The following is a 24730-nucleotide window of genomic DNA, read 5'->3' on the forward strand; positions in this document are numbered from 1 at the left end:
TCGTCACCCGTCACGTCTCCGGGCATCCGGAGGCCCTGTCGCCGCGGACCCTCGCCACCGACGGGCGCTGGCGGGAGACGGCCGTCGCGGTCCTCCAGGTCGGTGCTCCGGAGACGGCCCTCCCCCTCCAGGACGCCCTCAGAAGCGTCCTCGGGGACGAGACGGCGGCTAGCGCGGACGCGCCCTTCGCCTGGAGCCCCGCCGCGGTCCACTGCCTGGAGACCCTCATCTCGGCCTACGGGACGAGCCAGGCGCATCCGGGCGACGAGCTGGGCGGGATCGTCGCGAGGCTGGTGGAGAACGCGTGGCGGAACGGCACCGTCAGCGACCGCAAGTTCTGCCTGGACTGCCTGCCCCTCCTTCCGGAGACAGACCGCATCACCTACGTCGAGGCGGCGTTCACCGGTTCCGGCAACTGGCTGAGGATCACCGCCCTGCGGGAGTGCGCCCTCTCCGTGGAGCTGCCGGAGGGGGCCGACGAGGCGATCAGGGAGCTCCTGATCCTCCTCACGTTCGGGCGGACGGGAGCCCTGGACAGGGATCTCGTCGAGACCGAACTCCGGCGGCTGGATGAGGAAGGCCGTTACGTGCGGCTCAGAAGAGTCCTGGCCCGCGCCCCCTGGATCACACTGGCGGCGAGCCTGACACAGGTCGCGACCTTCCTTCCTGCGGAGCCAGGTCTCGGCCTGCTGACCGCGCTCGCCGCCCTCTATCTCCTGACCCCGCTGTACCTTCTCGGCGTCACGATGTCAGCGGCCCTGCCGCCCAAGACCGCGGGCAACCATCTCCTCCACCAGATCTTCGGCCAGTCCTTCAGGAAGAACAGGCCCTTCAATCCCCCGATCATCACCACGATCGTCGTCGGGGGATTCCTGGTGATGTTCAACCTGCTCATCGTCAACGTCGTCGTCTTCGACAAGGTCAGCGAGGGCGCCTCCCCTCTGCCCGCGTCCACCGCAGGTTCCGCCGCGACGGCGATGAGCTGCCTCGTCGTCCTCAACGGCCTCATCACCTACCTGTGGACCGGGCTGGCCGTCCTGCGGATACGCGGCCTTTTCGAGGCGTCTTTCCGCAGTCTGCTCCTGAGGGCGATCAGGAACATCGCCTTCTTCGCGGCATCGGGCGCCGCGGGCATGGGCGTCCTGGTCCTCCTGGGCCTGGCCGCGACCGCGACGCCTTCGTGGGTCCCCCTCGAAACCGTCCTCGTCGTGGCCGGCAGCCTCATCGGCGCCTTTCTCGTCTTCCGTCTCCTCGCCATTCCCGTTCGCGTGGTGTTCCGTGGCGTGCAGACCTACAGGGGGCACCGGCGCGTCCTCCGGGCCGTCGAATCCGTCCGCAGGGAGGATCCGGGCAGTCTCCTCCAGGTCCTGTCGGGCCTCCGCCGTCCCGAGGAGGCGACGGCCTTCCTCCGCCGTATGCGCCTGCGCAGGGACCTGCATCTCTACGAGCTGGACCGGGCGGGCATCCGATCCTTCGTGACCCTCCTCAACGATCCGGACGCCGCGGCCTCCCTCCTTCCGCCCGCGCTCATCGGGTCGCTCGGTGACGACGACCTCACCGCATGGCGGTCCAATCCCGACTTCTGCGACGAGCTGGGACGGCTGGAGGAGCGGCTGCGCGTCCGGTGAGAAGCGAACGGCCCGTGCCGGTGGCACGGGCCGTGGGGTGGAGCGGTGGCTAGTCGTTCAGCCAGGAGAACATGGGGCGGAGCTTGGAGCCGACGACCTCGATGGGGTGGCCGCCGAGGTCCTCGCGGTACTTGAGGTGGTTGGTCTGGCCGGAGTTGAACTCCTCGACGAGTTCCTTGGCGAACTGGCCGGACTGGATCTCGGCCAGGATCTTCTTCATCTCGGCCTTGGTGTCCGAGGTGATGATGCGCGGGCCGCGGGTGTAGCCACCGAACTCGGCGGTGTCGGAGACCGACCAGTACATCTTCTGGATGCCGCCCTCGTAGATGAGGTCGACGATCAGCTTGAGCTCGTGGAGGCACTCGAAGTAGGCGACCTCGGGCTGGTAGCCGGCCTCGACCAGGACCTCGAAGCCGGTCTTGATCAGCTCGGCGGTGCCACCGCACAGGACGGCCTGCTCACCGAACAGGTCGGTCTCGGTCTCCTCGGTGAAGGTGGTCTTGATGCCGCCGGCGCGCAGGCCGCCGATGCCCTTGGCGTAGGACAGGGCCAGCGGCCAGGCGCCGCCGGTCTCGTCCTTCTCGACCGCCACGATGACGGGGACGCCGCGGCCGGCCTCGAACTGGCGGCGGACCAGGTGGCCCGGGCCCTTCGGGGCGACCATGCAGACGTCGACGCCCGCGGGCGGCTCGATGAGGCCGAAGCGGATGTTCAGGCCGTGGCCGAAGAACAGGGCGTCGCCCTCGACGAGAGCGTCCTTGATGTCGTTCTCGTAGATCGACTTCTGGAGGTGGTCCGGCGCGAGGATCATGATGAGGTCGGCCTCTTCGGCCGCCTCGCGGGGGGTGACGACGCGGAGGCCGTCGGCCTCGACCTTGGCGCGGGTCTTGGAACCCTCGGGCAGGCCGACGCGCACGTCGACACCGGAGTCGCGCAGCGAGAGCGCGTGCGCGTGACCCTGCGAGCCGTAGCCGATCACCGCGACGTGACGGCCCTGGATGAGGCTCAGGTCAGCGTCGTTGTCGTAGAACATCTCAGCCATGAGTGGGGCTGTACCTTTCTAGATGGGTTACGCGCTGCGCGATTCGAGCGCACGCAGCGAGCGGTCGGTGATCGAGCGGGAGCCGCGTCCGACGGCGACCATACCCGACTGGACCAGTTCCTTGATTCCGAACGGTTCAAGGCACCTGTACAGGGCCTCGAGCTTGTCCCGGTTGCCGGTGGCCTCGATGGTGACGGCGTCGGTGGCGACGTCGACGACCTTCGCGCGGAACATCTGGACGATCTCCAGCACCTGCGACCGGGTCTCCGCGCCCGTCCCGACCTTGATCAGCGCGAGCTCGCGCTGGATCGAGGCCGAGGAGTCGAGCTCGACGATCTTCAGAACGTTGATCAGCTTGTTCAGCTGCTTGGTGACCTGCTCCAGCGGAAGCTGATCCACGTTGACGACGATCGTCATCCGCGAGATCTCCGGGTGCTCGGTCGGCCCGACGGCCAGGGAGTCGATGTTGAAGCCGCGCCGCGAGAACAGCCCCGAGATGCGGGCCAGGACACCGGGCTTGTTCTCGACGAGAACGGAAAGTGTGTGAAGGGACATTTCTAGTCCTCGAGCTCCCAGTTCGGCGCGATGTCGCGGGCGTACTTGATGTCGTCGTTGCTGGCGCCTGCGGCGACCATCGGCCAGACCATGGCGTCGTTGTGGACGACGAAGTCGATGACGACCGGACGGTCGTTGATCTCCATGGCCTTCTGGATCGCGGCGTCGACCTCGTCGGCGCTCTCGACCCGGATGCCCTCGCAGCCGTAGGCGTCCGCGAGCTTCACGAAGTCGGGGATCCGCCGGCTGTTGAGGTTGGTGTTGGAGTAGCGGCCGTCATAGAAGAGGGTCTGCCACTGCCGGACCATGCCCAGGTTACCGTTGTTGATCAGCGCGACCTTGATCGGGATGCCCTCGATCGCGCAGGTGGCGAGCTCCTGGTTGGTCATCTGGAAGCAGCCGTCGCCGTCGATCGCCCAGACGGTCTTGCCGGGCGCGCCGGTCTTGGCGCCCATCGCCGCCGGGATCGCGTAGCCCATCGTGCCCGCGCCGCCCGAGTTGAGGAAGGTGGCGGGGTTCTCGTACTTGATGAACTGCGCCGCCCACATCTGGTGCTGGCCGACGCCCGCGCAGTACAGGGCGTCCGGGCCGACGATCTGGCCGAGCCGCTCGATGACGTACTGCGGGGACAGCTCGCCGTTCGGCGGCTCGTCGTAGCCGAGGGAGTAGGTGGTCTTCCACTCCTCGAGCTGCTTCCACCAGGCCGTGTAGTCGCCGGTGCGGCCCGCGGCGTGCTCGGCCTGGATGGCGACGATCAGGTCGGCGATGACCTCGCGGGCGTCGCCGACGATCGGGACGTCCGCGTGCCGGTTCTTGGAGATCTCGGCGGGGTCGATGTCGGCGTGGACGACCTTGGCGTGCGGCGCGAACGTGTCGAGCCGCCCGGTGACGCGGTCGTCGAACCGAGCGCCCAGCGCGACGAGCAGGTCGGCCTTCTGCAGCGCGCCGACCGCGCCGACGGTGCCGTGCATGCCCGGCATGCCCATGTGCTGCGGGTGGCTGTCGGGGAAGGCGCCCTTCGACATCAGCGTGCCGACGACGGGCGCGCCGGTCAGCTCGGCCAGGACCTTGAGCTCGGCCGAGGCGCCGGCCTTGAGGACGCCGCCGCCGACGTACAGGACGGGCCGCTTGGACTCGACGATCAGCTTCGCTGCCTCGCGAACCTGCTTGGAGTGCGGACGGGTGACGGGCCGGTAGCCCGGCAGCCGCATGTCCTCGCCCCACACGAACTCGCACTTGCTCTGGAGCGCGTCCTTGGCGATGTCGACCAGGACCGGCCCGGGACGCCCGGTGCCCGCGATGTGGAAGGCCTCGACGATCGTCCGGGCGATGTCCTCGGCCCGGGTCACGAGGAAGTTGTGCTTGGTGATCGGCAGCGTGATGCCGGAGATGTCGGCTTCCTGGAAGGCGTCGGTCCCGATGAACCCCGAGGCCACCTGCCCGGTGATCGCGACGATCGGCACCGAGTCCATGTAGGCGTCGGCGATGGGCGTGACGAGGTTGGTCGCACCCGGCCCCGACGTCGCCATGCAGACGCCGACCTTGCCCGTGGCCTGCGCGTACCCCTGAGCCGCGTGCCCCGCGCCCTGCTCGTGGCGCACCAGGATGTGGCGCAGCTTCTGCGAGTCGTAGAGCGGGTCGTAGGCCGGGAGGATCGCCCCGCCCGGGATCCCGAAGACGGTGTCGACCCCGACGTTCTCCAGCGCGCGGACCAGTGCCTGGGCTCCGGTCATCTGCTCGGTCATGTGCTTCTTCCTTATGGAGGGGCGTGGGCGTGGCAACAAAAAACCCCCCGCGCCTGTTCAGGCGGTCGAGGGGAGCGCGCAAGCCAATGAGTACCGGGTCTAGGCTGCGCGCCGACCAAGTACTACGAGAATGATGTTGCTGTTCTGCACGTCCCTAGCTTCGCCTGTTCGGCACCCTCAGGTCAAATCCATGTTGCAGATGTCTCACAGTATGAGATATATGCAGCTCAGGTGGCCGGAACCTGCAACGGAACGGTCGCGGGCTTGACCTCGGACAGGATCCGCGAGGGCGACATCGGGCGGGCCACGAAGTAGCCCTGGCCCCGCGGGCAGCCCATCTCGCGCAGCGCCGAGAGCTGCTCCTCGCGCTCGATCCCCTCCGCGACCACGGTCAGGCCGAGTTCGGCGCCGAGGCGGACGATCGTCCGGGTGAGCAGGGTCCTGGTCTCGTCGGCGCCGAGACCGGACACGAACGAGGGATCGATCTTGATGATGTCGACGGGAAGCTGGCCCAGATAGGCCAGCGAGGCGTAGCCCGTCCCGAAGTCGTCGATCGCCAGCCGCACCCCGAGATCACGGAGCGCCGACAGGCTGACGAGATGCTGCTCCTCGCCCTGGAGGTGCTCGACGAGCACCTCCTCCTTCACCTCGAGGGTGAGCCTGCTCGGCGGGAGGCCCGTCTCGGTGAGGATGGCCGCGACGGTCTCACTGAAGCGCGGCGCGGCGATCTGCCGGGCGGTGAAGTTCACCGACAGGCCGATGTCCCAGCCGCTCAGGCGCCAGTCGGAGACGTGCCGGCAGGCCTCGCGCAGGATCCACGCGCCGAGCGGGATCATCAGCCCCGATTCCTCGGCGGCGCCGATGAACTCCTCCGGCGGCACCTGGACGCCGTCCCTGCGCCATCTGAGCAGCGCCTCGACCCCGGTGACCCGCCCGGTGTCGAGCTCGGTGACCGGCTGGTACTCGACGGTGAACTCTCCCTCGGCCATGGCCCTGGACAGGTCGCTGCCGAGTTCGAGACGGCGCATGACGTCGGCGTGCATGTGGGTGACGAACACCTCGACCCGTCCGCCGCCGAGCTCCTTGGCCCTGGCCATGGCCAGGTCGCCGTTGCGGATCAGGGAGGCGGAGTCGGCGCTGTGGGCGTCGACGGACTCGATCAGCTCCTGGTCGGCGAAGGCGATGCCGACGCTGGCCGTCAGGACCAGGCCCCGCTCGCCCACCCGGTAGGGCTCCGACGACAGCACCCGCAGGATGCGCTCACCGAGGTCCACGACGGTCTGGGCGTCGGCCGCGGTCTCGACCAGGACGGAGAACTCGTCGCCGCCCCACCGGGCGACGGTGTCGCCGGGCTGGACCGCCCCCCGCAGCCGCCGCGCGGCCTGGGCCAGCACCTGGTCGCCCGCGGCGTGGCCGGCGGAGTCGTTGACGGCCGTGAAGCCGTCGAGGTCGACGAAGACCACGGCGCAGACGGGGTCGCGCCGTGACAGGACCTGCCGGGTGCGCTCCTCGAAGTAGGAGCGGTTCGGCAGGCCGGTCAGGCCGTCGTGGAAGGTCAGATGGGTGACCTGGCGCTTGAGCGCGGCCTCCTCGCTGAGGTCCCGGGTGGTGATCAGCAGCCGTCCGGGCGCGTAGCGGGAGAAGGTCGACTCGGTCGGCAGCCAGGTGCCGTCGGTGGTGCGCAGCCGGCAGGAGATCCGGATGGTCTCGTCGACGCCGTCCTTGAACTCCGTCAGGGCCCCCTCGACGACCGGCAGGTCCTCGGGGTTCAGGAAGCCGTGCAGGTCCCGGCCGAGGACGTCGTCGAGGACGTCGGTCCAGTGCGAGCCGCCGCTGACGTAGTGCACCAGGCCCGACTCGTCGCAGATCATCACCAGGTCGTCGATCGACTCGGCCAGGGTCCTGAAGTGCTCGTCGCCCGAGCGCACCTCCAGCCGGAGGCGGTCGTTCTCGCGCAGCAGGTCGGTGAGCCGGGCGATCAGCACCAGCAGCGCCGATCCGACGACGACCAGCACGACGGGCTCGATCCGCTTGCCGCCGGTCAGCGAGTGCCCGGCGACGAAGACGGCCGAGGCCCCGGCCAGCAGCGCGGGCGCGAACCCGGGCCCGACCAGCTTGCCGCGCATCTCGCCGCGCCGGGAGGTCCCGCCCAGCCAGGGCGCCGCGCCCAGCAGGACGAGCCCGGCGAACCTGGCGACGTCGCCGACGTTGCCGTCCGAGCCGTCCAGGCGCCCGATGGTGATCAGCACGTCGCCCGCGGTCAGCAGGAGCAGCGCCAGGTAGGCGACGGCCGCCGTGGGACGCTGCCGCCGAGCCGCGCCGATCAGGAAGGGCAGCAGGGCGCAGACGAGCCCGATGTCGAGCAGCGGGCGCAGGAGCTCGGTGAGGAACTGGAGCGGGGTCTCGTCGGAGGCGTGGAAGAGCCTGCCGAAGATCGCGTCCCAGCCGAGGACGAACAGCGCCGCCCCGCAGACGTAGGTGTCGGCGGCGTACCTCAGCCACTGCCGGGGCCGCCGCGGCAGCCGGGTGGGCACGACGAAGCCGGCCGACATCGCGACGATCGCCGCCGCGTAGAAGAGGTCGCCGAGGGAGAGCGAGGCGATGGCCTTGCTGAGAACGATCTCCGTCACCGCGTTGGTGACCGCGGCGGCGCTCAGGCAGGCCGCGGCGATCCCGAACCAGCGCCAGGACTCCGGCCCCAGACCGCTCGGACGTGACCCTCGGTAACCGGCGTAGAACAAACTGACAGCCGCTGCCGCGCCGGCTCCGGCCGCCGCCCACTCGCTCGTCCAGCCGAGGACGGCACCGATCGCATAGAGCCCGCCGAGCATGACGACGACGGCAAGAGGGAGCGTTTGCGCCGGTAGACGGCGCGAGCTCGGCTCGCCGTTCATCAACTCTGCTCCTGATCCTGACGAGCGGCGTGGCCGTGAGGACCCCGCCGCCCGGGTGGCTCCGCGTGACCTGCGGTCGGGTCTCCCGTGCACCACAATGTACGTTCCGTAGGTCACGGAGCGATTGAGGGACAGTGCCCATCCGGCGACAAACTCTCACGCGACGTAATCCCTACAGTGCAGTACGTGCCGAGGATTACACAGTTGTCATCGCGTTCTGAGAACGGAATGAGAAGGGGATGCGCCCTGAACAGGACGCATCCCCTCTGTGGAACGGGCGGAACATGCTCAGCCCTGGCCGAGCCTTTCCAGGATGATCTGGCGGGCCCTGCCGGCATCGGCCTGGCCACGGCTGGCCTTCATCACGGCGCCGACGAGCGCGCCCGCCGCCGCGACCTTGCCGTCGCGGACCTTCTGCGCGGCGTCCTCGTTCTCGGCGAGGACCTGGTCGACGATCGCGATCAGGGCGCCGTCGTCGGAGACGACCTTGAGACCGCGGGCGGCGACGACCTCGTCCGGGCCGCCCTCCCCCGCCAGGACGCCCTCGAACACCTTGCGGGCGAGCTTGTCGTTGAGGTCTCCGGCGTCCACGAGCGCCTGGATCCTGGCGACCTGCTCCGCGGTGATCGGCAGAGCGGCCAGCTCGACGTCCTGGGCGGTCGCCGTGCGGGACAGCTCGTTCATCCACCACTTGCGGGCCGCGGCCGGCGAGGCCCCGGCGGCGATGGTCTCCTCGATCAGGTCGAGGGCCCCGGCGTTGACGACGTCGCGGAACTCCTCGTCCGACAGGGACCAGGCCTTCATGATCCGGACGCGCCGCGCGGCGGGCAGCTCCGGCAGGGTGGCGCGGATCTCCTCCACCCACTCGCGCGACGGGGCGACGGGCACCAGGTCGGGCTCGGGGAAGTACCGGTAGTCCTGCGCCTCCTCCTTGGAGCGCCCGGACAGCGTCGTGCCGGGGCCCTCCTGGAAGTGCCGCGTCTCCTGGACGATCTTGCCGCCCTCGTCGAGCACCCCGGCCTGGCGCTCGATCTCGTACCGGACCGACCGCTCGACCGACCGCAGCGAGTTGACGTTCTTGGTCTCGGTGCGGGTGCCCCACTCGGAGGCGTCCTTCAGCATCAGCGACACGTTGACGTCGCAGCGCATGGAGCCCTCCTCCATGCGGACGTCGGAGGCGCCGAGGGCCCGGACGAGCTCGCGGAGCTCGGTGGCATAGGCCTTCGCGACGAGCGGCGCCTTCTCCCCGGTGGCCTCGATCGGCTTGGTGACGATCTCGATCAGCGGGATGCCGGCCCGGTTGTAGTCGACCAGCGAGTGGTCCGCGCCGTGGATGCGGCCGGTGGCGCCGCCCACGTGGGTCGACTTGCCGGTGTCCTCCTCCAGGTGGGCCCGCTCGATCTCGATGCGGTAGGTCTCGCCCTCGACCTCGACGTCCAGGTAGCCGTCGAAGCAGATCGGCTCGTCGTACTGCGAGATCTGGAAGTCCTTCGGCATGTCCGGGTAGAAGTAGTTCTTCCGGGCGAACCGGCACCACTCGGCGATCGAGCAGTTCAGCGCGAGGCCGATCCTGATCGCGTACTCGATGGCGTTGGCGTTGACGACCGGCAGCGCGCCGGGCAGGCCGAGGCAGACCGGGCACACGTGGGTGTTGGGGGCGCCGCCGAACGCGGTGGAGCAGCCGCAGAACATCTTCGAGGCGGTGCCGAGCTCGATGTGGGTCTCGATGCCGAGGACCGGCGCGTACTTCTCGAGAGCCGTCGCGAAAGGAACGAGAGTGGTCACAGCGCGGGAGCCTTTCCGAGCAGCGGGCCGCCCCAGCGGTCCTCGAGGGCCTTCTCGACGGCCGCTCCGACGCGGTAGCAGCGGTCGTCGGCGAGGGTCGGGGCCATGATCTGGAAACCGACCGGGAGGCCGTCCTCGTCGGCGAGGCCGCAGGGGACGGAGATGGCCGCGTTGCCCGCCATGTTCGACGGGATGGTGCACAGGTCGGCCAGGTACATCGCCATCGGGTCGTCGGCGCGCTCCCCGATCGGGAAGGCCGTGGTCGGCGTGGTCGGCGAGATCAGCACGTCGACCTGCTCGAACGCGGCGTCGAAGTCGCGGGCGATCAGGGTGCGGACCTGCTGGGCCTTGCCGTAGTAGGCGTCGTAGTAGCCCGAGGACAGGGCGTAGGTGCCGAGGATGATGCGGCGCTTGACCTCGGCTCCGAACCCGGCGGCGCGGGTGAGGGCCATGACCTCCTCGGCCGAGTGGTTCCCGTCGTCGCCGACGCGCAGGCCGTAGCGCATGGCGTCGAAGCGGGCCAGGTTCGAGGACGCCTCGGACGGGGCGATCAGGTAGTACGAGGGCAGCGCGTAGGAGAACGCGGCGCAGGAGATCTCGACGACCTTCGCGCCGAGGGACTCCAGCAGCTCGACGGTCTCGTTGAAGCGGGCCAGGACGCCGGCCTGGTAGCCGTCGCCGGAGGTGAACTCCTTGACGACGCCGATCCGCATCCCGGCCACGTCGGCCTGGCGGGCGGCCTCGACGACCCCGGGGACGGGGGCGTCGATCGAGGTGGAGTCGCGCGGGTCGTGGCCGGAGAACGCCTCGTGCAGCAGGGCCGCGTCGAGGACGTTGCGGGCGAACGGCCCGGGGGTGTCGAGCGAGGAGGCGAAGGCGACCAGGCCGTACCGCGAGGAGCCGCCGTAGGTGGGCTTCATGCCGACCAGGCCGGTGACCGCGGCGGGCTGGCGGATCGAGCCGCCGGTGTCGGTGCCGGTGGCCAGTGGGGCCTCGAACGCGGCGACCGCCGCGGAGGAACCGCCCGAGGAGCCGCCGGGGATGCGGGTCAGGTCCCACGGGTTGTGGGTGACGCCGAACGCGCTGTTCTCGGTGGAGGAGCCCATCGCGAACTCGTCCATGTTGGTCTTGCCCAGGATGACGAGCCCGGCCTCGCGCAGCCGCGTGGTGACGGTCGCGTCGTACGGCGGGCGCCAGCCTTCGAGGATCTTGGACGCGCAGGTGGTGGGCATGTCCCTGGTGGTGAACACGTCCTTGTGCGCGATCGGGACGCCCGCGAGCGGCCCGAGCTCCTCCCCCGCGGCGATCTTCGCGTCGACGGCGGCGGCCTGCGCCAGCGCGGTCTCGCGGCCGACGTGCAGGAACGCGTTGACCTTGCCCTCGACGGCCTCGATGCGGTCCAGGTGCGCCGTGGCGACCTCGACGGCCGAGACCTCCTTCTCCGCGATGAGCGTTGCCAGCTCGGCGGCGGTCTTGAAGATCATCTAGTCCTCCTCCAGGATCCGCGGCACCCGGAAGCGCTCGTCCTCGGCGGCCGGTGCGCCGGACAGCGCCTCGGCGTTGGTCAGCGACGGCTGCACCTGGTCGGGCCGGAAGACGTTGGTGATCGGAAGGGCGTGGGTGGTCGGCGGGATGTCGTCCGCCGCGACCTCCTGCACCCGCGCCACCGCGGACACGATCGCGTCGAGCTGGGCGGCGAAGTGATCGAGCTCATCTTCACCGAGCGCCAGCCGGGACAGCCGGGCGAGGTGCGCGACCTCGTCACGGGTGATGGACATAGGAAGACCGTTTCGAAAGAAGATCGGTTGGGTTGGCCTCCATCCTATGGCCAGCGGACGGAACGCCCGACTCGATTAACCCGGTGTCACGCCGCGGGTTCCGGTGCCCGCCGCAGCCTGCCGCGGACCCATTCGGTGGCCGCCGCGGAGTCCATGGGACGGCCGAAGTGCCAGCCCTGGGCGACGTCGCAGCGCATGTCGCGCAGGATCCGGGCGGTCCTGGCGTCCTCGACGCCCTCCGCGACCGACCGCAGCCCCAGCGTGCGGACCAGATCGACGATCGACCTGACGATGACCACGTCGTCGCCCGACTCGGTGAGCCGCCGCACGAACGAGGCGTCGATCTTGACCTCCTCGACGGGGAGGCGCTTGAGCCTGATCAGCGAGGAGTAGCCGGTGCCGAAGTCGTCCAGGCTGAGCGGGATGCCCAGCCCGGCCAGCGCCTTGACGGTCTCCGAGGCGTAGGCGGACTCGTTCATCAGGATCCGCTCGGTGATCTCCAGCCCGAACGCGGCGGACGGCAGGCTCCGCTCCATCAGCTCGGCGGTGATCGTCTCGGCGAGCTGGCCGTCGAGCAGGTCGCGGCCCGAGACGTTGACGCAGACCTGGACGCGCAGCCCGTCCCGCCACCAGGCGTGCGCCTGGGCCAGGGCCTCGCGCACCACGTAGTGGGTGATCGACTTCATCAGGTAGGTCTGCTCGGCCAGCGGCAGGAACTCCTCGGGCCCGATCAGCCCCCGGTCGGGATGCCGCCAGCGCAGCAGCCCCTCCATCCCGACGAGCGCCCCGCCGGACAGTTCGATCTTCGGCTGGTAGTGCAGTTCGAGCTCGCGCCGGTCGATGCCGCGGCGCAGGTCGCCCAGCAGGCCCAGCCGGGCCGGGGAGTTGCGGTCGGCGGCCGGTGAGTAGATCTCGACGCCCGACCGGCCCTCCTTGGCCACGTACATCGCCACGTCGGCGCGCTGGAGCAGCAGCTCGAAGTCGGGCGCGTGGTCGGGGCTGAGCGCGATCCCCACGCTGCCCTCGAGGTCGAAGGTCATCCCGTCGAGCCGGACCGGCTCGCTGAGCGCCGCCCGCAGCCGCACCGCGACCTCCCGAGCCGCGTGGACGTCCCGGACGGTCGGCAGCAGCACCGCGAACTCGTCCCCGCCGAGCCGGGCCACGAGGTCGCCGGGACGGACGCTGTGGGTGAGGCGGTGGGCGATGATCTGGAGCAGCCGGTCGCCGGTCGGGTGGCCGAGGGTGTCGTTGACCTCCTTGAACCGGTCGAGGTCTATGAGGAACAGCCCGACCCGCTGGGCGGGGTCGCCGCGCGACTCGCGCAGCCGCGCCGACAGCAGCGCCTCCTCCGACCGCAGGATGAGCAGCTTGCGGTTCGGGAGGCCGGTCAGTCCGTCGTGCAAGGCCTGGTGCTCGCGCCGCACCGAGGCCGACGCGGTGAGGTAAACGGCGGTGAAGGGCAGGACGATCAGCGGAACGAATGCCGGGGACCGGTCCATGGCCACCACGACGATCGGGGCGAGCCCGATCAGCGCCAGATGGACGAGGATCTGGTAACCGAGATCGGCGCGGAGCACCCGGGCCAGCGAGATCCGCTCGTGCAGCGCGATCGCCCCGCCCACGAGGGTGTCGTTGAGCAGGAAGTACACCGTCCCCGACAGCATGACGGCCACGAGCCCCTGCCCCGACGGCACCCAGAGGCCGGTCGGCGAGGCGTGGATCCCGAACACCCACAGGACCCCGGTGGCGGCGGCCAGCGCCAGGCTGAACTGGGCGACGTTGAAGGTGATCCGGTGCGGGGAGCGGCGGTGCAGCAGCCCGGCCAGCACCACCCCCGCCCCGTGCAGGACCAGCGCCACCGGGAGCCCCGCGTAGAGCAGGGCGGCGAAGGTGAAGGTCGTGGAGGTGGTCGCGCTGTTGTTCTCGTTGCTGCCCGGGGTGATGATCGGCCGCATCTCTCCGAAGACGACGAAGAGGCCCAGCATCCAGAACCGCGGATCGGTCACCGCGGCCCGCACGTCGGCCGGGCTCAGCCGCATCAGCGCCGCGACCAGCACGGTGAGACCGACCCCTGTCACCGCTGTGACGTACCACCACAGCGGTGACCCGGCGCGAGGCAGGGTGTCCCTGGTGTTGTTCGGGTCCTTCACATTGAGGACTGTAAGGCTTTCGGACAGCTTTGCGAAACCAGTCGGGCACGGTGTGTTACATGCCCTATCGCACGAAAACCTACCTGCTGGGGGGATTTGCGAGGCGGACTCATCTCTTCCCACCCGAAAAACCCGTCACTCCTCGCTGAGGGTTACTTCTTTGGCCGCTTCCGGCCCCTGCGTCAGAAGGATCCCGAAGCCGGCCTCGTCCAGGATCGGCACCCCGAGCTGGACGGCCTTCTCGTGCTTGGATCCCGCGTTCTCGCCGGCGACCACGAAGGAGGTCTTCTTCGACACCGATCCGGACGCCTTGCCGCCCAGCCTCTGGATGGCCTCCTTGGCCGAGTCCCGCGAGTAGGCCTCCAGTGAGCCCGTCACCACGATGGTCAGCCCCTCCAGCGGGCGGGGCCCGTCGTCGGCGCCGTCCTCCTCCATCCGGACGCCGTCCTCGCGCCACTTGCGGATGATCTCGCGGTGCCACTCCACCTGCCACCAGTCGGTGATCGACCTGGCGATGGTCGGGCCGACGCCCTCGACGGCCGTCAGCTCCTCCTCGGTGGCCGAGAAGATCCGGTCGAAGGAGCGGAGCGACCTGGCCAGGTCCTGGGCGGCGCGCGGGCCCACATGCCGGATCGACAGCGCGACCAGCAGCCGCCACAGGGGCTTCCGCTTGGCCTTCTCCAGCTCCTCGAACAGCACCTCGACGGTCTTCTTCGGGGTGCCGTTGATGTTGGCGAAGAAGGTGACGACCTTCATCTCACCGGTCTTGGGGTCGATCTTCGGCACACCGGAGTCCTGGTCGAGGACCAGGCTCTTGATCGGCAGCAGCTGGTCGACGGTGAGCCGGAAGAGATCTCCCTCGTCCCTGACCGGGGCGTCGTCCGGCTCCAGCGGCTGGGTGAGCGCGGTGGCGCCGACATAGCCCAGCGCCTCGATGTCCAGGACGTTCCTGCGGCCGACGAAATAGATCCGCTCGCGGATCTGCCCCGGGCAGGCGACGCTGTTCGGGCAGCGGATGTCCTTGTCGCCCTCCTTGGCGTAGGCGAGCGGGGTCTGGCACTCGGGACACTCGGCGGGCATCACGAAGTCGCGCTCGGAGCCGTCGCGCAGCTCCACGACCGGGCCGACGATCTCGGGGATGACGTCGCCCGCCTTGCGCAGCACGACCGTGTCGCCGATCTTGACCCCCTTGCGGGCGACCTCGAAGGCGTTGTGCAGGGTGGAGCGCTCGACCGTCGATCCGGCCACCGAGACCGGCTCCATGAGTCCCCACGGGGTGACCCGGCCGGTGCGGCCGACGCCGACCTTGATGTCGATCAGCTTGGTGCGGACCTCCTCCGGCGGGTACTTGAACGCGATCGCCCAGCGGGGCGCGCGGCTGGTCGAGCCGAGCCGCCGCTGCACCGACAGTGAGTTGATCTTGATGACCATGCCGTCGATCTCGTACGCCGGGTCGTGCCGGTGCTCGCCGTAGTAGGAGATGAACTCCTTCACGGCGGCGAGGTCGGGGACGACCTTGAAGCGGTCGGAGATCGGCAGGCCCCAGGAGGCGAACAGCTCGTAGATCTCGGACTGGGTGCCGGGCACGGCGGGCCCGCCCTGCCAGGCGCCGAAGCCGTGGCAGATCATCGTGAGCGGCCGCTGGGCGGTGATCCTCGGGTCCTTCTGCCGCAGGGCGCCGGCCGCGGTGTTGCGGGGGTTGCGGAAGGGCTCCTCCCCCGCCTCCCTGCGGGTCTCGTTCAGCTTGACGAAGACCTCGACCGGCATGAACACCTCGCCCCTGACCTCGACGAGGTCGGGGAAGTCGCCGGTGAGCCTGGTCGGCACGGACGGCATGGTGCGCACGTTGTTGGTGACGTCCTCGCCGGTGACGCCGTCTCCGCGGGTGACGCCCCTGACCAGGTGGCCCTTCTCGTAGGTGAGGGCGATCGCCAGACCGTCGATCTTGAGCTCGCAGAGGTAGTCGCCGATCTCGACGCCCGCCTCCAGCCGCTCGCACCAGGTGGTGAGCTCGTCGAAGTCCATCGCGTTGTCGAGGCTCTGCATCCGCTCCAGGTGCTGGACGGAGGCGAAGTCCGTGGTGATCGCCGCGCCGACCTTCTGGCTCGGCGAATCCGGGGTCACCAGCTCGGGAAAGGCCTCCTCCAGCTCCAGCAGCTCCCGCATCCGGGTGTCGTAGTCGATGTCGCTGAGGGTCGGCTGGTCGAGGACGTAGTACCGGTAGTTCGCCTCCTCCAGCTCCCGGGAAAGCTCCGCGTGCCGTTCCGCCGCCGCCTCGCCCATCGCCACAACCTCCGCGTCGTTCCCCTGCTTGCACGATCCATTCTCGCGCCTGGCAGTGACACTCTGCCGGGGCTACTCGGGGGTGTCGACCAGCGTCGTCGCCGCTTTCCTGCATGTCTCGAGGGCACGTCGGACATAGGCCGAAGAAGCGCCCGCCATCCCGCAGGAGGGCGTCACGACGACCTGGGAGCCGAGGCTCCCGGGCGGGAAGCCGAGCCGCCGCCACAGCGCCCGGACGGGCGCGACGGTCGCGGCGGGCTGGGGCAGCCGGGCGTCGGTGCCGGGCACGACGCCGAAGAGGAACCCGATCCCGGACTCGATCGCCTCGCCGATGATCTCGTCCCTGCGCTCGGGGACGGCCGAGATCTCCACCGACAGGGCCTTGGCCCCGGCGTCGAGCATGACCTTGAAGGGGACGTCGCCCGCACAGCAGTGCACGACCGGGAACGCCCCGGACGCCTCCAGCACCGTCCTGAGCCCCTCGGCGGCGACCGGGGCCGCCACCGAGCGCAGGGTGCGGAACCCGCTGGCCGTCGGCACCCGCCCGGCCAGCACGGCGGGCAGCCCCGGCTCGTCGACCTGGAGGATGATCTCGGCGCCGGGGGCGCGGCGCCGCACCTCGGCCACGTGTTCCTTGACGCCCTCGGCCAGCGACTCGATCAGATCGCGGACCGCTCCGGCGTCCCGCAGCATCCGGGTGCCATTGGGCAGCTCGATCGAGGCGGCCAGGGTCCACGGCCCGCAGACCTGGAGCTTGAACGGGCCCACCGGGGCGAGCTGCTCCACCAGGTCGAGGTCGTACTTCATGAAGTCGTGCGCCCGCCGCAGGTCGAGCCCCGGACGGTCGCCGATCCGCCACCCGGACGGCTCCAGCCGGACGGGCATCTCCACCAGCATGGCCGCGCTGCGTCCGATCATGTCGGCGCCGGGCCCCCGGTCGGGGAGTTCGGGCAGGTGGGGCAGCGGGATCTCGCCAAGGACGATCTTGAAAATCTCGGCCGCGTCGGTCCCCGGGTAGGACCCGATGCCGGTCGCGCTCGCTTCAGGCCAGGGAAAACTCACACATCCATCATGCCGTGCCTTATCCTGCGCGCCATGCGTAGGCGATGGTTGGCCGCCGCCTGTCTTCTGATGACGGCGGCTTGCGGCGGGTACGACCCGCCCGATCCGCTGACCCTGCGCAGCGTCCCGCGGCCCGATCTGTGCCGCGAGATGAAGGTCGCCTCCGCGCTCACCGCGAAGGTCGACTCCTGCGCGGCGGCCCCCGGTGACGGCCGGTTCGGCGCCAGGTTCAGCGGCGTCCACCGGGAGAAGGGCCGGCGCGCGAAGGGCGGGCACGGCAGGACCGCGCCGGGCGTCTCGGTCTCGGTGATCGTCTCCTACCAGGAGCGGTACGACCGCAAGACCGGATTCGACCTCTGGGAGCAGATCGGCGGGGTCTCCGACGAGCGCGGTGCCGTGATCGGCCTCGGCGACGGCTCGATCTACGACCCGAAGACCAGGACCATGGCCGTGGTGGACAAGGGGCTGATCATCTCGGCCGGTTTCCAGTCCGCCCGGCCCGTCGCCGACGACACCCTCACCGACCGCCTCCTGGACGTCATCGAGCAGGCGCTGGAACTCAGCCGCCGTCCCGTCACCCAGAGTTCTCCCGGCCGTATCCGGACTTCTCCGGAAATCCGCAAGTGACGCGGGTTACTGTCTTGGAACGGTCCCGCCACCCCGAGGGCCGTTGACCACTACGGAGTGTCATGACTGAACTCGGCCTGCTGGCTGGAGCGCTGACCACCGGATGCTGGCTGCCGCAGCTGCGGCGATCCTGGCGGACAAGGTCCACCGAGGACTTCTCCTGGACCTACCTGACCCTGCTCATCGCCGGAGTGGGCGCCTGGCTCGCCTACGGGCTCGGCAGCGGGGACGTCGCGATCGTCGTCGCGAACGCCCTCACCTTCCTCTTCCTGCTGTCCATCGCGCTGATCAAGGCGACCGAGCCTCAGGCGCTCGTGAGGAGCGACGAGGAGGCGATGGTCGCCGAACCGAGCACCGTGTCGCCGTCGTAGAGCACCGCCGCCTGCCCCGCCGCGACGCCCTGGGCCGGCCGGCCGAGCACGATCGTGAGCCGGTCGCCGTCCAGGACGGCGGTGCAGGGGTACACCTCGCCGTGGGCCCGCAGCTGCACGGAGCAGCGGGCCGGAAGGTCCCGCTCGAACCCGACGGGACGCTCGGCGATGATCTCGTCGACGTTCAGCGCCTCGCGCGGCCCCACGGTGACGGTGTTGTTCACCGGTGAGATGTCGAGCACGTACCGGGGCTTGCCGTCGGGGGCCGGGGTGCCGATCCGCAGCCCCTTGCGCTGACCGATCGTGAACCCGTGCGCGCCCTCGTGCCGGCCGACGACGGTGCCGTCGGCCTCCACGATGTCGCCCTCGGCCGAGCCGAGGCGCCCGCGCAGGAACGCCCGGGTGTCGCCGTCGGCGATGAAGCAGATGTCGTGGGAGTCGGGCTTGTCGGCGACCTGGAGCCCGCGCCGCTCCGCCTCGAGCCGGATGTCGGCCTTGGTCGTGTCGCCGAGCGGGAAGATCGCGTGGCGGAGCTGCTCGCGCGAGCAGACCGCCAGCACGTAGGACTGGTCCTTGCCCTCGTCGACGCCGCGGCTGAGGATCCCGTCGCCGACCTGGGCGTAGTGGCCGGTGCAGACGGCGTCGAAGCCCAGCGCCAGGGCCCTGTCGAGCAGCGCCGCGAACTTGATCTTCTCATTGCAGCGCAGGCACGGGTTGGGGGTGCGGCCCGCCGCGTACTCGGCCACGAAGTCCTGGACGACGTCGGCGTCGAACCGCTCGGCCAGATCCCAGACGTAGAAGGGGATGCCGATCACGTCGGCGGCGCGGCGGGCGTCGCGGGAGTCCTCGACGGTGCAGCAGCCGCGCGCCCCCGTCCGGTAGGACTGCGGGTTGGCCGACAGCGCCATGTGGACGCCGGTCACGTCGTGGCCCGCCTCGGCCACCCGGGCCGCGGCGACGGCTGAGTCGACGCCGCCGGACATGGCGGCGAGCACGCGTAGAGTCATAGTGGGTCCAGGATATTCGCGAACGGCAAGCCGTTATCCCGGACGCCGTCTCGAGGTCGTAGCATGAACGGCGATATGGGCATCTTCAAGCGACGCGACACCTCCCCTGCCGGGGCCGCCATCAGCGAGTTCTGGGAGCAGTGGCCCCAGCTCCGCGAGCGGATCGAGGCGTCCGACGACGCCCTGGACACCGAGCTGCACGAGGCGATCAGCAGGCTGATCCACAAGATCCACCCCGATCTGCTGTGGGAGATCGACGCCCAGAAGCCCTCCTTCACGGTGACGGGCGGCGGCATCGCCGAGCTCCGCGGGATCGCCGAGCGCTGGCGCAAGGCCGCGCCCAGGCGCCAGGAGTGGGCCTTCTACGGCGCCCGCCAAGGCGACCCGGAGATGCTCGACCAGAAGCTCTCGCTGGCCGACCACGAGTTCGACCTCACCTACGTCAAGCTCGGCATGCGCGTCGACCGCCAGCGCTCGCGGATCCACATCTCCGCCTACCACCCCGACTTCCTGTTCGTCGACGAGCAGACCCAGCTCCAGGTGGCCTTCCACGTGCTGGACTGGTCCCTCGGCGAGGACGACGTCGCCCGGTGGATCGGGGAGGTGACCATCGCCATCGAGCCGCCCATCGACGCGCTCCCGCCGAACCTGCTCGCCTCGGTGGTCGAACAGGTCGCCGAACCTTTTAAGGAGGGGGCGTGGCTGACGGGCGAAGGCCGCACCCCCCGAGGACATCCCGCCCGCATCGCGGTCAAGTACCCGTTGCACCGGCAGGACTTCCCCCTGTGCGACACCCACATCTCCCTGACGCTCCCCTACGCCAGCAGCAACCCCGACAGGCTGCCGGTCGAGCCGTCCTCCTCGGCGCTGAAGGCCGTCCAGGGGCAGCTCGAGGAGCTGGGCGCGCAGGCCGTCCTCGCGCTGACCGAGACGGGCGACGGCATCCGGGTCTTCCACCTCTACGCCGACGCCGAGTCGCCGGCGGTGGCCCTGCTGGACCAGCTCGCCGCCTCCTGGCCCGAGGGCCGCGCCAAGGTGGAGGCCGTCCCCGACCCCGGCTGGCGCGCGATCGCGCCGTACCAGCCCTAGGTGGCGGCGATCATCCTTCGCCCCGTCGGCCCGGGTGACGAGGCGGAGTTCCTGAAGGCGGCCGTGGCCAGCGCGGGCCTGCTCGAGCCGTGGGTCTACCTGCCCGAGACTCCCGCGCAGTTCACCGACTACCTGGCCCGGTTCGACGGGGTCGGCGGGGTCGGGTTCGTGGTGTGCCTCGAGGCGGACGGCTCGATCGTCGGGTTCGTCAACATCAACCAGATCTTCCGGCGCTCCCTGGAACGCGGCATTCTCGGCTTCGGCGCGTTCGAGGCGGGGCACGCCCGCGGGATCATGTCCGAGGCCGTGCGGCGGACCGTCGCCTACGGGTTCGGCGAACTCGGCCTGCACCGGCTGGAGGCCGACATCCAGCCGGCGAACGTCCGGTCCAAGCGGCTCGTCGAGCGGCTCGGCTTCCGGTGCGAGGGGCTCTCCCCCGCCTATCTGAGGATCAACGGCGTCTGGCGCGATCACGAACGCTGGGCGATCACCGCCGGAAACGGCTGACGTGCGCGAGGTTTAACGATCATGCGATCTTCGCATACCGCATAAAACTCATATACGGCGCAGCGTCGCGCACCGGGGCAGGTCTCAGGGGGCGGTCACGCGTGGTCGAGAGCGATCAGACGCGGATCCCGGAATGGCCGGAGGCACTCGACGTCCGGCGGCTGCTGGAGCAGGGGTGGCGGCCCACTCCGTTCCACCAGTTCATCGTCAAGATCCACAGCCGGTGCAACCTGCGCTGCGACTACTGCTACATCTACGAGATGGCCGACCAGGGCTGGAAGGCCCAGCCGCGCAGGATGGCGCGGCCGGTCGTCGAGCAGGTCGCCCGGCGCATCGCCGAGCACGCCAGGGCCAACCGCCTCGACCGGGTCAGCGTGATCATCCACGGCGGTGAGCCGCTGCTGGCCGGGGTCGACCATCTGCGGTTCGCGCTCGCCACCATCCGCGGGGCCTGCGAGCCCGACGTCCGGGTGGACTTCAGCCTCCAGACCAACGCGGTCCTGATCAACGAGTTCTTCCTGGAGGTGTTCCTCGAGTTCGGCGTCGAGGTCGGCGTCAGCATGGACGGCGACCGCGAGGGCCATGACCGGCACCGGCTGCGCCGCGACGGCGAGGGCAGCTACGACGACGTGCGCACCGGCCTCTACCAGCTCACCGGCTCCCGCTACCAGCATCTGTTCAGCGGCTTCCTCGCCACGATCGACCTGGCCAACGACCCGGTCCGCACCTACGAGGCGCTCCTGGAGTGGAACCCGCCCGGCGTCGACTTCCTGCTGCCGCACGGCAACTGGGACAACCCGCCGCCCGGCCGTCCCCCCGACGACTCGACGCCCTACGCCGACTGGCTGATCGCCGTCTTCGACCGCTGGTACGGCGCGAAGATCCAGGAGACCAGCGTCAGGCTGCCCGGCCAGATCATGCGCCTGCTGCTCGGCCGCGGATCGTCCAGCGAGGCCGTCGGCCTCGGGCCCGTCGCGATGGCCGTCATCGAGACCAACGGCCAGATCGAGCAGGTCGACAGCCTCAAGTCGGCCTTCGACGGGGCGTCGGGGACCTTCCTCCACGTCTCCCGCGACCCGTTCGACACCGCGCTCCACCTGCCCTCGATCGCCGCCCGCCAGATCGGCACCCTGGCCCTGGCGACCGGCTGCCGCACCTGCGACCTGCACGAGACGTGCGGAGGCGGCCTCTACCCGCACCGCTACCGCACCGGCACGGGCTTCCGCAACGCCTCCGTCTACTGCCGCGACCTCTACAGGTTCATCGACCACATCCGCACCCGCCTGATCAGCGACCTCGACGGCTTCACCACCCGCGGCAGAAGTTAGATGGGAGGGGGGTCGAAGTCGCCGTCGAGGCGGCGGCCCTCCTGGAAGGCCCGGGCGTCGGGGTGGTCGAGGGTCAGGGTGCGCATGTAGCCGGCCGTGACCTCGGCGGCGAGGATCTCGGCCTCGTCCGCGCGGCCCAGCTCGCGCAGATCGAAGGTGAGGTTGGCGGCGGCCAGGAGTGCCATCGGGTGGTCGGCGCCCATGAGAACGCGCAGCCGCTCCAGGGTGTCGGTGCCGATTTCGGCGGCCTCCTCGTACTCCCCGAGCGCGGCGAGGTCGCTGGCCATGTTGGCGGCGACCGTCAGGGGATAGTGGTGGTCGGGGCCCAGCTTGTCCCGCAGCCCGCGCAGGGCCACCTCGTTGGTCTTGCGGGCGGCCGACGGGTCGTTCAGGACCCGCAGCAGGATCGCGAGGTTCCCGGCGCAGCCGTGGTTGTAGGGATGGTCGGGGCCGTAGATGAAGGGGTACTTGCGCACCGAGTCCTCGGCCAGCATCCGGGCGTCGTTGAGATGGCCGGCCGCCCGCTGGGCGTTGGCCAGGCACATGGCGGCCGCGAGGGTGTCGGGATGGTTGACGTCGAACCGCTTGACGTACCGGTCGTGCACCTCGTACGCCAGCTCCAGCGCCCGCTCGACGTCGCCCGCCCGGCGCCAGGCGATCGCCAGGTCCTTCGCCGTGCGCAGCGTCCAGTTGTGCTCGAGCCCCAGTTCGGCCTTGACGTAGGAGTAGACCTCGTCGCCCAGGTCGCTGGCCTCGGCGTACTCCCCGCACAGGCGGACCGCCCTGGCCAGGCCGCTCCAGGCCGCGACCCGGGTGATCCGGCTCGACCCGGCCTGCATGTGGCCGATGTAGGCGCGTTCGTGCATCTCCTTGGCGCCCCGGTAGTCACCGCTCAGGCCGACGTCGAGGGCGAGGGAGTTCAGGGTCCGCAGGCTGCGGCCGTCGAGGGAGCCGTACATCCGCTCGCAGCGGCGCATGGCGTCCTCGTCGAACTCCCTGGCCTTCGCGAAGTCGCCCGCCGCCCGCATGTCGGCGGCCTTGCCGCGCAGCGCCCGTACGGAGATCACGTGATCGGTGCCGAAGCACGCGTCGGCCATCTCGTAGGTCCGCAGGTTGTGCTCGCGCGCCTGCTCGTAGCGGCCCAGCTCGCGCAGGATGTCGGAGTACTCGATCCGCATCAGCAGGACGTCCTCGTGGTCCTCGCCGAGATCGCTGCGCCACTGGTCCAGCACCTGCTCGACCATCGTGCGGGCCGAGACGGTGTCCCCGACCTCGGCCAGATAAGCGATGATCTTGAAGATCAGCGCCCTGACCTCGGGGGTCCTCGCCTCGGCGATTCTGGACGGGCGGATGTGGCCGAGGATGTTCTGGAACTTGGCCCTGTCCCGCGCCTCCGCCGTGGACTCGGGGGCGTAGGCCGCCAGCAGGATGTGGACCTCGGCGCGCAGCCGGTCGTGCTCGTCCGGGGGGAGCTCGTCGCGCAGCAGCGCCTGGACCAGCCGGTGGATCTGGATGGTCTGGCTGTCGTTGTCGATGCGGGCCAGCGCGTAGCGGTTGAGCTCGCCGATCGCCCGGCTCAGCCGGATCGGGTTGCTGGTGATCTCGGCGAGCTGCGGGCCGACCGGCAGGTGCTGCTGGCGGAAGACCGCGCGCGGGATCGGCTCCGGCCCGAAGAACGCGCAGCAGCGCAGCAGGTCGACGGCCTCGGGCATCCGGTCGGTCAGGCTCGACACCGACAGGCCCCACGCCGCCGTCATCGACGCCGGATAGTCGTTGGGCTTGCCCTCGTTCATCAGCTGGCTGACCCGGTCCTTCAGCAGCTCGCGGTAGTCGTCGACGGTCATGCCGGTCTCGGACTGCAGCGCTCCGGCCTGCTCCAGGGCCAGCGGCAGGTCGCCCAGATCCTCGGCGAGCTGGGCCGCCTGCTCCTCGGTGATCGAGGGGACCCGGCGCATGAGGAAGTCGATGCTCTCCTCGCGGGGGAAGACGTCGACCGTCACGGTGTGGGCGGTCTGCTCCCAGCGGACGTTCCTGGACGTGATCAGGACGTGCCCGGGGCCGTGCGGGATGAGCTCGGCGAAGTCCTCGGGCTCGTTCGCGTTGTCGAAGATCAGGAGCCAGCGGCGGAACGGCTCGCCGCGGCGCAGGGCGTCCAGGACGGCGGCGGCGGTGTCCTCGATCCCGGTCCCGGTCGACGACACCGCGGGCAGCCCCAGCTTGGGGGCGAGGTTCGCCAGCGACGACCGCACCAGGACGTCCTGGTCGGCCGGGACCCACCAGATCAGGTCGTACTCGGCCCGGTAGCGGTAGGCGTACTCGATGGCCGTCTGGCTCTTGCCGACCCCGCCGAAACCGCGCAGTGTGTGCGGGAGGAGGACCGCCGTCGTCCGGTTCGAGATCCGGTCGTGCAGATCGACGAGCAGGCCGTCACGTCCGGTGAAGTTGCGGTTGCGCTGCGGAATTGCTCCCCAAACGGCGGGCTCCCTGTCTCGAAAGCCTTCGGCGGGTTGTGTCATATCGGCCTCCGCTCGCGACGGTTTCAAGTTTTCCCGGGCCAGCTTACCCAGGGCCTCACCATTTCAAAGAAGTGGTCATGTGACACATTCGCGGAAGTGCCCTGTTCAGCGGCACCATTGTCTGGCAATATCGGAAGAGCCATGAATCTCGTACGCAGGAGCTGCGCATGACACAGGCGACACTCCCTTCCGGAATCGATCTTTCCGGGCTGGAGAGATCACACCTCGAGGTTCAGGACACCGACGTCCTGACCTGCATGTTGATGTCCGTTCTAGACGAGCCTCCCACCACCTACCGCGGGTTCGACAACACCTGCGGCGGGCCGGCGAAGAAGTCCTCGCTCCGGGAGCACAGCTAGGAAT

The 24730-nt window shown here is 69.9% G+C and carries 19 protein-coding genes; 7 read left to right on the top strand and 12 right to left on the bottom strand.

Translation table 11 applies throughout. The features are described 5' to 3' along the window. Window positions 1–293: 293 nt before the first annotated feature. A complete protein-coding gene (locus ABD785_RS04385; RefSeq protein ID WP_344822369.1) occupies window positions 294–1628 on the top strand; it encodes a hypothetical protein in 1335 nt (444 codons plus the stop codon). Window positions 1629–1677: 49 nt separating this feature from the next. On the opposite strand, the gene ilvC is transcribed toward ABD785_RS04385, so the two are convergent. From ilvC to ABD785_RS04435, 10 genes are all read right to left on the bottom strand, one after another. Continuing rightward, window positions 1678–2661 (bottom strand): ketol-acid reductoisomerase, encoded by a 984-nt coding sequence (ilvC, locus tag ABD785_RS04390; RefSeq protein ID WP_344822890.1) that lies wholly within the window; start codon window positions 2659–2661, stop codon window positions 1678–1680. A 36-nt stretch (window positions 2662–2697) separates the two neighbouring features. Continuing rightward, window positions 2698–3225, bottom strand: a complete 528-nt coding sequence (ilvN, locus tag ABD785_RS04395; RefSeq protein WP_344822371.1) for an acetolactate synthase small subunit — start codon at window positions 3223–3225, stop codon at window positions 2698–2700. A 2-nt stretch (window positions 3226–3227) separates the two neighbouring features. Then, window positions 3228–4970, bottom strand: coding sequence for an acetolactate synthase large subunit (locus ABD785_RS04400; protein ID WP_344822372.1), 1743 nt, complete (start codon window positions 4968–4970; stop codon window positions 3228–3230). Between the two features lie 227 nt (window positions 4971–5197). Further along, complete coding sequence (locus tag ABD785_RS04405) at window positions 5198–7801, bottom strand: putative bifunctional diguanylate cyclase/phosphodiesterase (protein ID WP_344822374.1); 2604 nt, start codon at window positions 7799–7801, stop codon at window positions 5198–5200. Window positions 7802–8152: 351 nt separating this feature from the next. Further along, complete coding sequence (gene gatB, locus ABD785_RS04410; protein WP_344822376.1) at window positions 8153–9649, bottom strand: Asp-tRNA(Asn)/Glu-tRNA(Gln) amidotransferase subunit GatB; 1497 nt, start codon at window positions 9647–9649, stop codon at window positions 8153–8155. Further along, window positions 9646–11133, bottom strand: a complete 1488-nt coding sequence (gene gatA / locus ABD785_RS04415) for an Asp-tRNA(Asn)/Glu-tRNA(Gln) amidotransferase subunit GatA (RefSeq protein WP_344822377.1) — start codon at window positions 11131–11133, stop codon at window positions 9646–9648. Before gatA ends, gatB begins: the two co-directional genes overlap by 4 nt. Further along, window positions 11134–11427: an Asp-tRNA(Asn)/Glu-tRNA(Gln) amidotransferase subunit GatC gene (gene gatC, locus ABD785_RS04420; protein ID WP_344822379.1), complete on the bottom strand. Its 294-nt coding sequence runs from the start codon at window positions 11425–11427 to the stop codon at window positions 11134–11136. An 86-nt stretch (window positions 11428–11513) separates the two neighbouring features. Continuing rightward, a complete protein-coding gene (locus tag ABD785_RS04425; protein ID WP_344822381.1) occupies window positions 11514–13577 on the bottom strand; it encodes a putative bifunctional diguanylate cyclase/phosphodiesterase in 2064 nt (687 codons plus the stop codon). Between the two features lie 135 nt (window positions 13578–13712). Beyond that, window positions 13713–15860, bottom strand: coding sequence for an NAD-dependent DNA ligase LigA (ligA, locus tag ABD785_RS04430; RefSeq protein ID WP_344822383.1), 2148 nt, complete (start codon window positions 15858–15860; stop codon window positions 13713–13715). Between the two features lie 72 nt (window positions 15861–15932). After that, window positions 15933–16922, bottom strand: coding sequence for a methionine synthase (locus ABD785_RS04435; protein WP_344822384.1), 990 nt, complete (start codon window positions 16920–16922; stop codon window positions 15933–15935). 33 nt (window positions 16923–16955) lie between these two features. On the opposite strand from ABD785_RS04435, the gene ABD785_RS04440 reads away from it, so the two are divergent. Then, the gene (locus ABD785_RS04440; protein WP_344822386.1) at window positions 16956–17549 is read left to right on the top strand and encodes a hypothetical protein; all 594 of its coding nucleotides are present in this window, start codon (window positions 16956–16958) and stop codon (window positions 17547–17549) included. A 62-nt stretch (window positions 17550–17611) separates the two neighbouring features. Beyond that, window positions 17612–17920, top strand: coding sequence for a SemiSWEET family sugar transporter (locus tag ABD785_RS04445; RefSeq protein WP_344822388.1), 309 nt, complete (start codon window positions 17612–17614; stop codon window positions 17918–17920). On the opposite strand, the gene mnmA is transcribed toward ABD785_RS04445, so the two are convergent. Continuing rightward, the gene (mnmA, locus tag ABD785_RS04450; protein WP_344822390.1) at window positions 17854–18927 is read right to left on the bottom strand and encodes a tRNA 2-thiouridine(34) synthase MnmA; all 1074 of its coding nucleotides are present in this window, start codon (window positions 18925–18927) and stop codon (window positions 17854–17856) included. The genes ABD785_RS04445 and mnmA overlap by 67 nt on opposite strands. A gap of 63 nt (window positions 18928–18990) precedes the next feature. On the opposite strand from mnmA, the gene ABD785_RS04455 reads away from it, so the two are divergent. The 3 genes from ABD785_RS04455 (at window position 18991) to ABD785_RS04465 (ending at window position 21851) form a co-directional block, all read left to right on the top strand. Continuing rightward, a complete protein-coding gene (locus tag ABD785_RS04455; protein WP_344822392.1) occupies window positions 18991–20016 on the top strand; it encodes a DUF695 domain-containing protein in 1026 nt (341 codons plus the stop codon). Beyond that, entirely contained in the window at window positions 20017–20523 is a 507-nt protein-coding gene (locus ABD785_RS04460; RefSeq protein WP_344822394.1) for a GNAT family N-acetyltransferase, read from the top strand. 101 nt (window positions 20524–20624) lie between these two features. Beyond that, entirely contained in the window at window positions 20625–21851 is a 1227-nt protein-coding gene (locus tag ABD785_RS04465) for an FxsB family cyclophane-forming radical SAM/SPASM peptide maturase (protein ID WP_344822396.1), read from the top strand. Here ABD785_RS04465 and fxsT read toward each other — a convergent pair. Continuing rightward, window positions 21848–24367, bottom strand: coding sequence for an FxSxx-COOH system tetratricopeptide repeat protein (gene fxsT / locus ABD785_RS04470; protein ID WP_344822398.1), 2520 nt, complete (start codon window positions 24365–24367; stop codon window positions 21848–21850). The two genes, ABD785_RS04465 and fxsT, sit on opposite strands and share 4 nt — an antisense overlap. 167 nt (window positions 24368–24534) lie before the next feature. Here fxsT and ABD785_RS04475 point away from each other — a divergent pair, with 167 nt between their 5' ends. Continuing rightward, a complete protein-coding gene (locus ABD785_RS04475) occupies window positions 24535–24726 on the top strand; it encodes a hypothetical protein (RefSeq protein ID WP_344822400.1) in 192 nt (63 codons plus the stop codon). Window positions 24727–24730: the final 4 nt, after the last annotated feature.

It is taken from the genome of Actinocorallia longicatena (assembly GCF_039534125.1).
In the GTDB taxonomy this organism is placed as follows: Bacteria; Actinomycetota; Actinomycetes; order Streptosporangiales; family Streptosporangiaceae; genus Actinocorallia; species Actinocorallia longicatena.

What these genes read in the sequence shown, in the direction of transcription:
- ilvC (WP_344822890.1), bottom strand. Translation starts at nt 2,661, where the DNA reads ATGTTCTACGACAACGACGCTGACCTGAGCCTCATCCAGGGCCGTCAC.
- ilvN (WP_344822371.1), bottom strand. Translation starts at nt 3,225, where the DNA reads ATGTCCCTTCACACACTTTCCGTTCTCGTCGAGAACAAGCCCGGTGTC.
- ABD785_RS04400 (WP_344822372.1), bottom strand. Translation starts at nt 4,970, where the DNA reads ATGACCGAGCAGATGACCGGAGCCCAGGCACTGGTCCGCGCGCTGGAG.
- ABD785_RS04405 (WP_344822374.1), bottom strand. Translation starts at nt 7,801, where the DNA reads ATGCTCGGCGGGCTCTATGCGATCGGTGCCGTCCTCGGCTGGACGAGC.
- gatA (WP_344822377.1), bottom strand. Translation starts at nt 11,133, where the DNA reads ATGATCTTCAAGACCGCCGCCGAGCTGGCAACGCTCATCGCGGAGAAG.
- gatC (WP_344822379.1), bottom strand. Translation starts at nt 11,427, where the DNA reads ATGTCCATCACCCGTGACGAGGTCGCGCACCTCGCCCGGCTGTCCCGG.
- ligA (WP_344822383.1), bottom strand. Translation starts at nt 15,860, where the DNA reads ATGGGCGAGGCGGCGGCGGAACGGCACGCGGAGCTTTCCCGGGAGCTG.
- ABD785_RS04440 (WP_344822386.1), top strand. Translation starts at nt 16,956, where the DNA reads ATGCGTAGGCGATGGTTGGCCGCCGCCTGTCTTCTGATGACGGCGGCT.
- ABD785_RS04445 (WP_344822388.1), top strand. Translation starts at nt 17,612, where the DNA reads ATGACTGAACTCGGCCTGCTGGCTGGAGCGCTGACCACCGGATGCTGG.
- mnmA (WP_344822390.1), bottom strand. Translation starts at nt 18,927, where the DNA reads ATGACTCTACGCGTGCTCGCCGCCATGTCCGGCGGCGTCGACTCAGCC.
- ABD785_RS04455 (WP_344822392.1), top strand. Translation starts at nt 18,991, where the DNA reads ATGAACGGCGATATGGGCATCTTCAAGCGACGCGACACCTCCCCTGCC.
- fxsT (WP_344822398.1), bottom strand. Translation starts at nt 24,367, where the DNA reads ATGACACAACCCGCCGAAGGCTTTCGAGACAGGGAGCCCGCCGTTTGG.
- ABD785_RS04475 (WP_344822400.1), top strand. Translation starts at nt 24,535, where the DNA reads ATGACACAGGCGACACTCCCTTCCGGAATCGATCTTTCCGGGCTGGAG.